The sequence below is a fragment of the Usitatibacter palustris genome (genome assembly GCF_013003985.1).
Classification (GTDB): domain Bacteria; phylum Pseudomonadota; class Gammaproteobacteria; order Burkholderiales; family Usitatibacteraceae; genus Usitatibacter; species Usitatibacter palustris.
Genome location: NZ_CP053073.1, coordinates 1,217,208 through 1,229,562 on the forward strand (window position 1 = coordinate 1,217,208; position 12,355 = coordinate 1,229,562).

Annotated in this window: 15 protein-coding genes and 1 pseudogene; 9 read left to right on the forward strand and 7 right to left on the reverse strand. The window is 65.4% G+C overall.

All coding sequences use genetic code 11. The annotated features are described in order from the left end of the window. Positions 1-26: 26 nt before the first annotated feature. Positions 27-497, reverse strand: coding sequence for a hypothetical protein (locus DSM104440_RS06255; protein ID WP_171161185.1), 471 nt, complete (start codon positions 495-497; stop codon positions 27-29). A 48-nt stretch (positions 498-545) separates the two neighbouring features. Beyond that, positions 546-914: a response regulator transcription factor gene (locus DSM104440_RS06260; RefSeq protein ID WP_171161186.1), complete on the reverse strand. Its 369-nt coding sequence runs from the start codon at positions 912-914 to the stop codon at positions 546-548. A gap of 38 nt (positions 915-952) precedes the next feature. Here DSM104440_RS06260 and lptG point away from each other — a divergent pair, with 38 nt between their 5' ends. Beyond that, a complete protein-coding gene (lptG, locus tag DSM104440_RS06265) occupies positions 953-2,020 on the forward strand; it encodes an LPS export ABC transporter permease LptG (protein ID WP_171161187.1) in 1,068 nt (355 codons plus the stop codon). On the opposite strand, the gene DSM104440_RS06270 is transcribed toward lptG, so the two are convergent. From DSM104440_RS06270 to DSM104440_RS06285, 4 genes are read right to left on the reverse strand one after another with little or no spacing between them, the layout of a single operon-like run. Further along, entirely contained in the window at positions 2,017-2,442 is a 426-nt protein-coding gene (locus DSM104440_RS06270) for an RDD family protein (protein WP_246212103.1), read from the reverse strand. The genes lptG and DSM104440_RS06270 overlap by 4 nt on opposite strands. Further along, positions 2,439-2,906 (reverse strand): DUF3106 domain-containing protein, encoded by a 468-nt coding sequence (locus DSM104440_RS06275; protein WP_212758238.1) that lies wholly within the window; start codon positions 2,904-2,906, stop codon positions 2,439-2,441. Before DSM104440_RS06275 ends, DSM104440_RS06270 begins: the two co-directional genes overlap by 4 nt. A gap of 8 nt (positions 2,907-2,914) precedes the next feature. Next, the gene (locus DSM104440_RS06280) at positions 2,915-3,289 is read right to left on the reverse strand and encodes a DUF3619 family protein (RefSeq protein ID WP_171161189.1); all 375 of its coding nucleotides are present in this window, start codon (positions 3,287-3,289) and stop codon (positions 2,915-2,917) included. Then, positions 3,286-3,852, reverse strand: coding sequence for an RNA polymerase sigma factor (locus DSM104440_RS06285; protein WP_171165744.1), 567 nt, complete (start codon positions 3,850-3,852; stop codon positions 3,286-3,288). The genes DSM104440_RS06280 and DSM104440_RS06285 overlap by 4 nt, the downstream gene beginning before the upstream one ends. Before the next feature lie 161 nt (positions 3,853-4,013). On the opposite strand from DSM104440_RS06285, the gene DSM104440_RS06290 reads away from it, so the two are divergent. From DSM104440_RS06290 to DSM104440_RS06315, 7 genes and pseudogenes are all read left to right on the forward strand, one after another. Next, positions 4,014-5,762, forward strand: coding sequence for an acetolactate synthase 3 catalytic subunit (locus tag DSM104440_RS06290; protein ID WP_171161190.1), 1,749 nt, complete (start codon positions 4,014-4,016; stop codon positions 5,760-5,762). 45 nt (positions 5,763-5,807) lie between these two features. Beyond that, positions 5,808-6,299, forward strand: coding sequence for an acetolactate synthase small subunit (gene ilvN / locus DSM104440_RS06295; RefSeq protein WP_171161191.1), 492 nt, complete (start codon positions 5,808-5,810; stop codon positions 6,297-6,299). A gap of 34 nt (positions 6,300-6,333) precedes the next feature. Then, the gene (ilvC, locus tag DSM104440_RS06300) at positions 6,334-7,353 is read left to right on the forward strand and encodes a ketol-acid reductoisomerase (protein ID WP_171161192.1); all 1,020 of its coding nucleotides are present in this window, start codon (positions 6,334-6,336) and stop codon (positions 7,351-7,353) included. Next, positions 7,353-8,000: a phosphatidylserine decarboxylase gene (locus DSM104440_RS06305; protein ID WP_171161193.1), complete on the forward strand. Its 648-nt coding sequence runs from the start codon at positions 7,353-7,355 to the stop codon at positions 7,998-8,000. The genes ilvC and DSM104440_RS06305 overlap by 1 nt, the downstream gene beginning before the upstream one ends. Before the next feature lie 16 nt (positions 8,001-8,016). Further along, a pseudogene (pssA, locus tag DSM104440_RS19365) lies at positions 8,017-8,745 on the forward strand (CDP-diacylglycerol--serine O-phosphatidyltransferase); the annotation flags it as partial. A gap of 87 nt (positions 8,746-8,832) precedes the next feature. Further along, complete coding sequence (locus tag DSM104440_RS19370) at positions 8,833-9,183, forward strand: ankyrin repeat domain-containing protein (protein WP_246212145.1); 351 nt, start codon at positions 8,833-8,835, stop codon at positions 9,181-9,183. Positions 9,184-9,387: 204 nt separating this feature from the next. Continuing rightward, the gene (locus DSM104440_RS06315) at positions 9,388-10,941 is read left to right on the forward strand and encodes a 2-isopropylmalate synthase (RefSeq protein ID WP_171161195.1); all 1,554 of its coding nucleotides are present in this window, start codon (positions 9,388-9,390) and stop codon (positions 10,939-10,941) included. Between the two features lie 52 nt (positions 10,942-10,993). On the opposite strand, the gene DSM104440_RS19475 is transcribed toward DSM104440_RS06315, so the two are convergent. Further along, complete coding sequence (locus DSM104440_RS19475) at positions 10,994-11,296, reverse strand: ComEA family DNA-binding protein (RefSeq protein ID WP_171161196.1); 303 nt, start codon at positions 11,294-11,296, stop codon at positions 10,994-10,996. A 68-nt stretch (positions 11,297-11,364) separates the two neighbouring features. On the opposite strand from DSM104440_RS19475, the gene DSM104440_RS06325 reads away from it, so the two are divergent. Beyond that, positions 11,365-12,198: an aldo/keto reductase gene (locus DSM104440_RS06325; RefSeq protein WP_171161197.1), complete on the forward strand. Its 834-nt coding sequence runs from the start codon at positions 11,365-11,367 to the stop codon at positions 12,196-12,198. Positions 12,199-12,355: the final 157 nt, after the last annotated feature.

Sequence of the window (12,355 nt, forward strand, 5' to 3'; positions counted from 1 at the left end):
TTAGGGTAAACCCCAAGGGGGAGAGGTCAGGATCCGATGGCCTTCCAGAAGGCTTCGGCCTGGCGGGCACCCAGAAAGTTGGCCAGCGCATCGCGAGCCTTGTGGGCTTCGGAAGTGAACTGCTCGAGGGTCTCGCATTGCTCGATCTTCATGGCGATGGCGTCGCCGCCCGGGCCCAGCAGCCGCTCGATTTCGCGCGAAGCCGCGCGCTTGAGCTCCTCGAGGCTGCGGGTTCGGCTGGCACTTACGGCGGCGGGTTCGGGCGCCGTGGAAGGCAGGCTGCCGTCGGCGTGCTCGATGAAGCCCTCAGAGAGCAGGGCCTGGAACATGCCCATGGGGTTCTCGAGGTGGGGGGCCTTGCTCGCGATTTCGGCAGCCGTCAACTGGCCGTCGACGAGAATAAGCAGGGAGCGCCGGCGGGATTCCAGCCGGAGCGTGCGCTTCTCGATTTCCTCGCGGCCCTTGGGGCTCTTGCGGAAAATCTGTTCTGGATTCATGTCTCCTCCTGGGAAGACTGAGCCCATGATACCTAGATACAGGGGTTCTTAGGCGGCCAGCAGTTCCCCGACCTTTTCGACCAGTTCCCGGTTGGAAAAGGGCTTGATCACGTAGGCGTCGGCGCCGGCGGCCAGGCCTTTGCCAACCTCCGCCTCGCGCCCCTTGGCCGACAGCACGACGATCTTGATGTCGCGCCACTCCGGCCGTTCGCGCATGCGCTGGCACACCTCGTAGCCGCTGCGCCGGGGCATCATCACGTCGAGCAGGACCAGGTCGGGAAGGAAGGACGCCACGAGGGCGAGCGCTTCCTCGCCATCGCGCGCGATCCGCACCTCATAGCCGCTGCGGGCCATGAGGAACTCGAGCGAGGCCACGATGCTCGGCTCGTCGTCGGCGATCAAAACCTTCTTGGCCATCGGGAGACTCTACCAGCGCGGGGTAAAATCCCGGCACCTTGCTCTTCCGCTACTTCGCCCGCGAGATTCTCCTCACCACCGCCCTGGTGCTCGCGGCGTTGCTCACGCTGTTCGCGTTCTTCGATCTTATCCGCGAGCTCGACGACCTGGGCCGGGGCAACTACCGGCTGAACGCGATGCTCGGGTACGTCGCGCTTTCCCTTCCGTCGCACGCCTACGTGATCCTGCCCGCCGCGGGCCTGATCGGGACGCTCTTCGCGCTCGCGCGGATGGCCGAGCACTCGGAACTCACGGTGATGCGGGCATCCGGCCTGTCGCTCTCCCAACTGGCGTTGCACGTGGCGGGGGCCGGACTCGTGCTGGCAGTCGTGACAGTCGTCGCCGGGGAGTTCGTCGCGCCCTTCACGGAGGAGGCGGCCAAGGGATTGCGCCTCAAGGCCACGCGCTCGATCGTCGCGCGCGAATTCCGCTCCGGCTTCTGGGTGAAGGACGACCGCAGCTTCGTGAACATCCAGGACGTGACGCCCGACACGACCCTGCTCAACCTTCGGATCTACGAGTTCGATCGCGCGCACCGGCTCTCGGCCATCAGCCGCGCCGAGTCGGGAACCTACGCCGGGCAGAACAAATGGGCGCTCACCAACGTGGAGCTCACGCGCTTCGTGGGCGACAACGCGGTGCTCGAGCGGCTGCCGAAAATGATGTGGACCTCGGTGCTGTCGCCCGACATCCTTTCCGTCCTGAAGATCGTTCCCGAGAAGATGTCCGCGCTGAACCTGCGCGCGTACATCGAGCACCTGCGCGACAACCGGCAGAAGACCACGCGCTACGAGATTGCGCTCTGGAACAAGCTGCTCTATCCGGTGGCGGCCATCGTGATGATGGTCCTCGCGATTCCCTTTGCGCTGGGGTCCACGCGAGCCGGCGGCGTCGGCGCGCGTGTGGTCCTCGGCATCCTGCTCGGCCTCGTATTCCACTTCGCGGGGCGGCTGTTCTCGCACGTGGGCGTGCTCAACGACTGGCCCGCGATCCTCTCGGCCGGGTTGCCGCTCGCGATCTTCGTGGCAGTGGCTGGCGGAGGGTTGCTCCGCGCGGAGAAACGCTAGGCCGCGACGAGTGCCGTGCCGGCAAGGCGGTCGTGCAGGAACTGGCGGTCGCGATCGAAGAATGCCCAGAGGAATCCCAGGCCCGCGGCCGCAAGGCCGAGCAGCGCGAGCAGGTAGCGGTGGATTGCGCGGCCCGTGCTGACCTGGCCGCCGTCTTCCCGCACCAGGCGAATGCGCCATGTTTTCATCGCGAGTGTCTGCCCCCCGTGGGTCCAGAACCCGACGAGGTACCCGCCCACGACGCCTAGCACCCACAACTGCAGAAAGTGACGGCGCCATCCGAAGGTCGCGTCACCACCGACGATCGCGAGGAACGGGAACGTGGCGATGAGGACCACCGCCACGAGGATCAACAGTTCGTAGAGGCCGCTCGCGAGGCGCCGGTGAAACGTCGGCGCGCGCAGCCCGCTTGCATCGCTCACTGCGGCTTGCCGCCGGGAGCCTGCTGGCGGCCTGGAGCCTGCTGTCCGCCGGGAGCTTGCTGTCCGCCGGGAGCTTGCTGGGCTTCGCGCTTCTTGAGCCAGCGTTCCTTGAGCTCGTGCTGTTTTTCCGGAGGCAGCTTCTTCATGCCCTGGAAGGTTTCGCGCGCGGCCTTGCGCTGATCCGGGCTCATCGCGGCCCAGTCGTGGATGCGCTCCTGGAAACGTTCGCGCTGGATGGGCTGCATCTTGGGGTACTGCTTCGCGGCGGAGAGCAGGCGCTGCTGCTGGTAGCCGGGCATGCGATCCCACTCGCCCGCGAGCGGCGCGAGGACCTGCCGGTCCGCCGGGTTGAGATTCGACCACGGCGTGGTTGGCGTCGTGAGGTCCCGATCGGCGGCGGCCAAGGCAAAGGCGGCCGGCAACAGCAGGGCCGCAATGGCGAGGCGAAGCGCGTTCCGGAGCATGGCGTCGATCAGCCCGAGGTCTTTCCCAGCCACGTCCGGAAGTCCGTGTCGAGGAAAGCGTCGGGCGGCAGCTCCTGGGAGAGGAGTTGCGCGTCGAGCTCGCCGAAATCGTCGGTGTCCGTGGAGGCCGATTGGAACGCCAGCGTGGCGACCAGGGCGATGATCGGAAGCACCAGGAGGGCGCGTTGCACCAGCGTGTAGCGGATGTTTTCGGCCAGGCCGGCGCCGACCGTGACCACTCCCAGGATACTTACCGGCTCGCGGTACGCATCCATCGCCTTGAGGCGGGCGGCCCTCAGGCGGGTGGCCTGGAGCTCGCCTACTTCGCCCGCGGAACGATCGAGCCAGGGCCGCAGCTTGGTTGCAAAGTCTTTTTCATTCATAGAGTTATGCCTTTCGATCGCAGGACTTTGGCCAATGCGTGCGTCGCTCGGGAACAGTGGGTTTTCACACTGCCTTCCGAGCAACCCATCGCCTTGGCGGTCTCGCTGACATCGAGTTCCTCCCAGTAACGCAGCAGAAACGCCTCGCGTTGACGTGCCGGGAGTTCCTGAACCGCCGCTTCGATGATCCCCATGACTTCGGCCTGTTCGAACTGCTTGGCCGGGGAGGCCGGGACATTGGCGAGGTCCTCGACCTCCATGATCTCAAGCGGGTCGCCATCGCCGTCCTCGCCGCCGAGCCCGAGGTTCGACAGCAGTGTCGTCCATGTCGAGCGCACCTTGCCGCGGCGAAAGTGATCGCGGATCGCGTTCTGCAGGATCCGCTGGAAGAGCAGCGGCAACTCCGCCGCGGGCTTGTCGGAGTACTTCTCGACGAGCCGCAGCATCGCGTCCTGCACGATGTCGAGTGCCGTGGCCTCGTCATGCACGGCGAAGACGCTCTGCTTGAAAGCGCGCCTTTCGACTTGGGCGAGGAAATCACTCAACTCCTTTTGCGTGGCCAGTGACGGTCTCCGGTTTGCGTCGCATGGTAGCAAACGCGACCCGCGTGCCGGCTGCCGTCACAGGCGATTCCGGGGTGGTTTCCAACTTGACCAAAGGGGGGCGAGCGGCTACCCTCTCCGATCCACCGCGATTCGTGAAAACTCTCGAATTACAAGGCCTTATGGAACTCAAACCGCCTGCAATCACCGAAACCGGCGAAACCTTGACGGGCGCCGAAGTGGTCATGCGCTGCCTCGAGGCGGAGGGTGTCGAGTACGTATTCGGGTACCCGGGCGGTGCGGTGCTGTACATCTACGACGCGTTCGCGAAGCAGACGAAGGTTCGCCACATTCTCGTACGGCATGAACAGGGCGCGCTGCATGCGGCCGACGGCTATGCGCGAGCGACCGGCCGGTGCGGCGTGGCGCTCGTCACGAGCGGTCCCGGCGTCACGAACGCGGTCACCGGAATCGCCACCGCCTACATGGATTCGATCCCGATGGTGGTGCTCACGGGGCAGGTGCCCACGCGCGCCATCGGGGAGGACGCGTTCCAGGAGTGCGACACGGTGGGGATCACGCGGCCCTGCGTGAAGCACAACTTCCTCGTGAAGGACGTGAACGACCTCGCGAGCACGATCAAGAAGGCCTTCCACATCGCTACCACCGGCCGTCCCGGTCCGGTGCTGGTCGACATCCCGAAGGACGTCTCGCAGCACACGACGCGCTTCCACTACCCCGAGCACGTGCATATGCGCTCGTACAACCCCGTGGTGAAGGGGCATGCGGGGCAGATCAAGAAGGCGTTCCAGCTGCTGCTGGCCGCGGAGCGGCCGATGGTCTACGTCGGCGGCGGCGCGGTGCTGGGCGAAGCATCGGCGGAAGTCACGGAGCTCGTGCGCCTGCTGAACTTCCCGGTGACCAACACGCTGATGGGCCTGGGCGCGTATCCGGCCACGGACAAGCAGTCGGTCGGCATGCTCGGCATGCACGGCACGGTCGAAGCGAACATGGCGATGCAGGGTTGCGACGTGCTGCTCGCCGTCGGCGCGCGATTCGATGACCGCGTGATCGGCAATCCCGCGCACTTCGCCGCGGGCAACCCCACGCGGAAGATCATCCACATCGACGTGGATCCCTCGTCGATCTCGAAGCGCGTGAAGGTCGACGTGCCCATCGTCGGCCATGTGCGCGACGTGCTGCACGACCTGCTCGCGCTGATCAAGGGCACGAAGGATCGACCGGATCCGGCGGCGCTCGCCGCCTGGTGGGCGCAGATCGCGACGTGGCGCGCGAAGGATTGCCTCAAGTACGACCGCGCTTCGAAGCTCATCAAGCCGCAGTTCGTGGTCGAGAAGCTCTACGAGGTCACGGGCGGCAACGCGATCATCACTTCGGACGTCGGCCAGCACCAGATGTGGGCGGCGCAGTTCTACAAGTTCGACAAGCCCCGCCGCTGGATCAACTCGGGTGGCCTGGGCACGATGGGCGTCGGCCTGCCCTACGCGATGGGCGCGAAACTCGCGTTCCCCGACATGGATGTCGCGTGCGTGACGGGCGAGGCGTCCATCCAGATGTGCATCCAGGAGCTATCGACCTGCAAGCAGTACCACCTGCCGGTGAAGATCGTGAACCTGAACAACCGCTACATGGGCATGGTCCGGCAATGGCAGGAGTTCTTCCACGGCAACCGCTATGCAGAGTCGTATATCGACGCGCTGCCCGACTTCGAGAAGCTCGCGGATGCCTATGGCCACGTCGGCATGCGCATCGACAAGCCCGGCGATGTCGAGGGTGCGCTGCGCGAGGCGTTCAAGCTGAAGGACCGGCTCGTCTTCCTCGACATCATCACCGACCAGACCGAAAACGTCTTCCCGATGGTGCCCGGCGGCAAGGGCATCTCGGAAATGATCCTCGCCGAGGATCTGTAACCCGACCGATCTTTCCATTCCCGCGTCCGCGCGGGACTTCAAGGCATGCGCCACATCCTCTCCATCCTCGTCGAAAACGAAGCCGGCGCGCTCTCGCGCGTGGCGGGCCTCTTCTCCGCCCGCGGCTACAACATCGAAACGCTGACCGTGGCTCCTACCGAGGACGCCACGATGTCTCGCATGACCATCGTGACCACCGGTTCCGATGACGTCGTCGAGCAGATCACCAAGCAGCTCAACAAGCTCGTGGACGTGGTCAAGGTGGTCGATCTCTCCGAAGGCAAGCACATCGAGCGCGAATTGATGCTCGTGAAGGTGCGCGCCGGCGGGAAGGATCGCGAAGAGATGAAACGCACCGCGGATATCTTCCGCGGGCGCATCATCGACGTCACCGACAAGTCGTACACGATCGAGCTCACGGGCCCCACCGAGAAGCTCGACGCCTTCCTCGAAGCGCTCGATCGCAGCGCGATCCTCGAGACCGTCCGCACGGGCGTCTCGGGCATCGGCCGCGGCGAGTGGGTCCTGAAGGCCTGAACCCTCTACCGCAAATCAGATACGGGAAACGAACATGAAGGTCTACTACGACAAGGACGCCGACCTCTCCCTCGTGAAGGGCAAGAAGGTCACCATCATCGGCTACGGCTCGCAGGGCCATGCCCACGCGCAGAACCTGCAGGAATCCGGCGTGAAGGTCACCGTGGGCCTGCGCAAGGGCGGTGCCTCCTGGGACAAGGTCAAGAAGGCGAAGGGTCTCGCCGTGAAGGAAGTTGGCGAGGCGGTGAAGGGCGCGGATCTCGTGATGATCCTGCTCCCCGATGAGAACCACGCCTCCGTCTACAAGGAATCGATCGAGCCCAACCTCAAGAAGGGCGCGGCGCTCGCGTTCGCGCACGGCTTCAACATCCATTTCAAGCAGATCGATCCGCGTCCCGACGTGGACGTGATCATGATTGCGCCCAAGGGCCCGGGCCACCTCGTGCGCAGCACCTACACGCAAGGCGGCGGCGTGCCTGCGCTGATCGCGGTCCACCAGGACGCGACCGGCAAGGCGAAGGCGCTGGCCCTTTCGTACGCCTGCGCGATCGGCGGCACGCGCGGCGGCGTGATCGAGACCAATTTCCGCGAGGAGACCGAGACCGACCTGTTCGGCGAGCAGACCGTGCTGTGCGGGGGCATCGTCGAACTCATCAAGATGGGTTACGAGACGCTGACCGAAGCCGGTTACGCGCCGGAGATGGCCTACTTCGAGTGCCTGCACGAGACCAAGCTGATCGTCGACCTCATCTACGAGGGCGGCATTGCGAACATGAACTACTCGATCTCCAACAACGCGGAGTTCGGCGAGTACGAGACCGGGCCCAAGGTGATCGGGCCGGAGTCGAAGAAGGCGATGCAGGAGTGCCTCGCGCGCATCCAGTCGGGCGAATACGCGCGCGACTTCATCCTCGAGAACCGCGCCGGCGCGCCGACGCTCAACGCCAAGCGCCGGCTGCTGGCCGAGCACGAGATCGAGAAGGTCGGCGAGAAGCTGCGCGCCATGATGCCGTGGATCAAGAAGAACAAGCTCGTCGACCAGACCCGCAACTGATGGCCCACTACCCGCATCCGATCATCGCGAAGGAAGGCTGGCCCTTCCTCGCGATCGCCGTGGCCGTCGCCGCCGGGGTGACGTGGTTTGGCGGCTGGGTGTCGCTCCCGTTCTGGATCATCGCCCTGTTCGTGCTGCAGTTCTTCCGCGACCCGCCGCGCGAAGTCCCGCAGGGCGAAGGCCTCGTGCTCTCGCCGGCCGACGGACGCATCGTCCAGGTCGGCCCCGCGCAGGACACGTACCTGAAACGCGATTCGGTGAAGATCAGCGTCTTCATGAACGTGTTCAATGTCCATTCGAACCGCTCGCCCGTCGACGGCAGCGTGGAGGACGTGTGGTATTCGCCCGGCACGTTCGTCAACGCCGACCTCGACAAGGCGTCAACGGACAACGAGCGCAATGCGGTCCACATTCGCACCGCCAGCGGCCGGGACGTCACCAGCGTGCAGGTGGCGGGGCTGATCGCGCGTCGGATTCTCTGCTACGTGAAGAGGGGCGATCGCCTGGCGGCGGGTCAGCGCTACGGCTTCATCCGCTTCGGATCGCGCGTGGATGTGTATTTGCCTCCCGGATCGGTACCCAAAGTTGCCATTGGCGACATCGTGAAGGCCACGAGCACGGTCCTCGCGGAACTTCCCCGGGACTAGCGGGCGTCTAACCGGGATGAGTGCACCCGCCCTCAAGCCCCGCAGGCTGCTCACCGAGCCGATCCGCCGGCGCGGCATCTACCTGCTGCCCAACCTGTTCACGACGCTGAACCTCTTCGCGGGGTTCTACGCGATCGTGCAGGGCATGAATCATCGTTTCGAGCACGCCGCGGTCGCGATCTTCATCGCGCTGCTGCTCGACAGCGTCGACGGCCGCGTGGCGCGCATGACGCGAACGCAATCGGCCTTCGGCGCGGAGTACGACAGCCTTGCGGACATGGTTTCCTTCGGCGCGGCGCCCGCACTCGTCATGTACGAATGGGCGCTCAAGGACATGGGGCGGATCGGCTGGATCGCCGCGTTCGTCTACTGCGCGGGCGCCGCGCTGCGGCTGGCGCGCTTCAATACGCAACTCTCGGTTGCCGACAAGCGCTGGTTTACCGGCCTCCCGAGTCCGGCCGCCGCCGCGCTCGTCGCGGGAATGATCTGGGTGCTCAACGACTACCAGGTGAAGGGCGGAGAGGTGAAGTGGTTCGCCGCGGGCCTCACGGTGTACGCCGGCATCACGATGATCTCGAACGTGAAGTTCTACAGCGGCAAGGACATCAACCTGCGCCGTGCGGTGCCATTCTGGATGACCACCGTGATGGTGCTCGTGCTGCTGCTCATCTCCATCGAGCCGTCCCACGTGCTTTGGGGGCTGATGGTGGCCTACGGGATGTCGGGCTACGTGATGTGGGTCGTCATGCGCTGGCGCAGCGAGGCGACGCTCAAGCAGTACCAGCACATCCGCGACGCGATCGAGGAAGGCAACGTCTCGGCGCTGGCCCGCATGCTCGCGACGACGCCCCCGGACACCGTGATCGATTCGGGCGGCAAGACGCTGCTCATGTTCGCGGTCGAGGAAACCAACCTCCCCGCGATCGAGGCGCTGATCTCGCGCGGTGCGACGCTGGACCTGCGCGACGCGCAGGGGCTCAGCGCGCTCGCGCTGGCCGCGGAAGTCTCGTTCGAGGACGCGGCGATGGTGTTGCTCGCCTCGGGCGCGGATCCCAATGTCCGTGACCTCTCGGGCATGACGCCGCTCGACATCGCGGAAGAACGCGGTTCGCACGACATCTCGGCGGTGCTCCTTCGCTTCGGCGGCAAGTCGAGCCGCGAGCTGGCCCCCCAGGAACCGTAGGCCATTTCGGCCGTGATATAGTTATTTCCATGCAAGCGAACATCGCACTCACGATCCTTCGCCTTTCCCTGGCCGGCGCGCTCGCGCTCGGCCTGCTGCTGCGCCCCGCGCGCTAAATACACTACCCCCCAGCAGTACCGTGCATCACCCAGCCGCTTCAGGAAACGCGGGGCGGATCAGTCCATCCAGATTCGGGAGCAGAGCATGAAAGACCAGTTGATCATCTTCGATACCACCATGCGCGACGGGGAGCAGAGCCCGGGCGCCGCCATGAGCCGCGACGACAAGGTCCGCATCGGGCGCCAGCTGGAACGCCTGAAGGTCGACGTGATCGAGGCCGGTTTCGCGGCGTCGAGCCCCGGGGATTTCGAGGCGATCCGCTCGGTCGCCGCGGCGGTACGCGACTCCACCATCTGTTCGCTCGCCCGCGCCAACGAGAACGACGTGCGCAAGGCTGGCGAAGCCGTGAAGCCGGCGAAGCGCGCGCGCATCCACACGTTCATCGCCACCAGCCCCATCCACATGAAGCACAAGCTGCGGATGGAGCCCGACGCCGTGCTCGAGGCCGCGGTGAAGGCCGTGAAGCTCGCGCGCACGTTTACCGATGACGTCGAGTTTTCCGCCGAAGATGCCGTGCGCTCGGACGTGGATTTCCTGTGCCGCATCTTCGAGGCCTGCATCGATGCGGGTGCGAAGACCATCAACGTGCCCGACACCGTGGGCTACAGCATTCCCGAGAAGTGGGGCGAGCTCTTCAAGGTCCTGCTCAATCGCATTCCCAATGCGGACAAGGCCGTCTGGTCCACGCACTGCCACAACGACCTGGGCATGGCCGTGGCCAACTCACTCGCCGCGGTGATGAACGGGGCGCGCCAGGTCGAATGCACGATCAACGGCCTTGGAGAGCGCGCCGGCAACGCGTCGCTCGAAGAGATCGTGATGGCGGTCAAGACGCGCTCCGACCTCTTCGCCTGCACCACCGGCATCGACGCGACGCAGATCGTCCCCGCGAGCAAGCTGGTCTCGACCATCACGGGCTACCCCGTGCAGCCCAACAAGGCGATCGTCGGTGCCAACGCATTCGCCCACGAGTCGGGCATCCACCAGGACGGCGTGCTCAAGCATCGCGAAACCTACGAGATCATGAAGGCGTCCGACGTGGGCTGGGGTGCGAACCGCCTCTCGCTGGGCAAGCTCTCCGGCCGCAGCGCGTTCAAGTCGCGTTTGCAGGAGCTCGGGATCTCGCTGCAATCGGAAGAACAGCTCAATGCCGCCTTCGCGCGCTTCAAGGAGCTCGCCGACAAGAAACGCGAGATCTACGACGAGGACATCCAGGCGCTGATGTCGGACGAGGCGGTGACGCCCGACGTGGAGCACTACAAGCTGGTCTCGCTCACCGCGCATTCGGAGACGGGCGAGCAGCCCTTCTCGCGCGTGGTGATCAGCGAGGACGGCAAGGAGCATCGCGCCGAGGCGCGCGGCGGCGGGCCGGTCGACGCGACGTTCAAGGCGATCGAGAGCGTCGTGCAGAGCGGTACGGAGTTGCTGCTCTACTCGGTGAACAACGTCACCGAAGGCACGGACTCGCAGGGCGAGGTGACGGTGCGCCTCGCGAAGGGCAGCCGCATCGTGAACGGCATGGGCTCGGACACGGACATCGTCGTCGCTTCGGCCAAGGCCTACATCAACGCGCTGAACAAGCTGGGGCACAAGACACGCGTGAATCCGCAGTATGGGGAAGCCACGACCACGGTCTGAAAGTAAAACGGGGCGGCCGAAGCCGCCCCGTCGAACAACGCGCGAGCCGTGATTACTTCTGCTTCGCGATGATCTTGTCCTTGATGCCTTCGTAGACCGATTCGGGAATGATCTTCTTGTCGGCCAGTTCGTTCTTGCCCTTGTAGGGGCGGCCCTTCACGATGGCCGTCGCGCGTGCTTCACCGATGCCGGGCAGCGTCGCGAGTTCCTTCGCGGAAGCGGAGTTGATGTCCATCAACGCAGCGGCAGGCGCAGTGGCGGCGGGTGCGGGCTTCTTGGCATCCTGGGCATACGACGCGATGGGTACGACGAGGCTCGCCAGCGTAATCGCGGCGGCTACCAACAGCTTCTTCATGAGGTTCTCCTCGGCAGGGGGTCAGGGCGCGGTTGCCCGACCATTCTAACGGCTGGGCTGCAAATCCGATGACAACGAAGATTTCCACGTGGTCCTTTCCCGATGGTCCGACCGTCCCGCGGCTGGGCCTTGGAACCTGGCGAATGGGCGAAGCCGCAGGCGCGCGCGCGGCGGAAGTCGCGGCCTTGCGACAAGGGCTCGACCTGGGCATGACGCTGGTGGACACCGCGGAGATGTATGGCGAAGGCGGTGCCGAAGAAGTCGTGGGAGAGGCGATCCGCGGGCGCCGCGACGAGGTGTTCCTCGTGAGCAAGTTCTACCCGCACAACGCTTCGCGCCGCAGGGTTCCCGCCGCCTGCGAAGCCTCGCTGGGTCGCCTGGGTGTCGAACAGATCGATCTCTACCTGCTGCACTGGCGCGGCGGCGTGCCCCTCGAGGAAACGGCGGAAGCGCTCGAGAGGTTGGTGGCGCACGGAAAGATCCGATCCTGGGGCGTGTCGAACTTCGACGTGTCCGATCTCGAGGGACTCGGCGAGGCGCCCGTCGCCGCGAACCAGGTGCTCTACAACCTCGAGCGCCGCGGCATCGAGTTCGACCTGCTGCCGTGGAGCCGGAAGCGGCACATTCCCACGATGGCGTATTCGCCGGTCGAGCAGGGCCGCCTCGCGAAGCATCGCGGCCTGGTGGCGCTCGCGCGCTCGCTGGGAACCACCGCGGCGCAGGTGGCCCTCGCGTGGTTGCTTCGCCAGCCCGACATCCTCGTGATTCCGAAGGCGAGCAATCCCGAGCACGTGAAGCTGAACCGCGCGGCTCTCGATATCACGCTCGATGCTCAGGCGCTTGCCGAGCTCGATCGCCTGTTCCCTGCGCCTACGCGCAAATCGTCGCTCGAGATGATCTGATCGGGCGCGCTCGTCTCACTCGGGCGACATGGGTAATGCGATGCGATTCAGTCGCTTGCACGATTCGTTCGCGAACGACGTAGCCGCACGGCGACGAATCGCGTGTTGCGATCCCCCTGGGCTGCACGCGGTAAGTCCGTGATGTCGCAGGAGAATC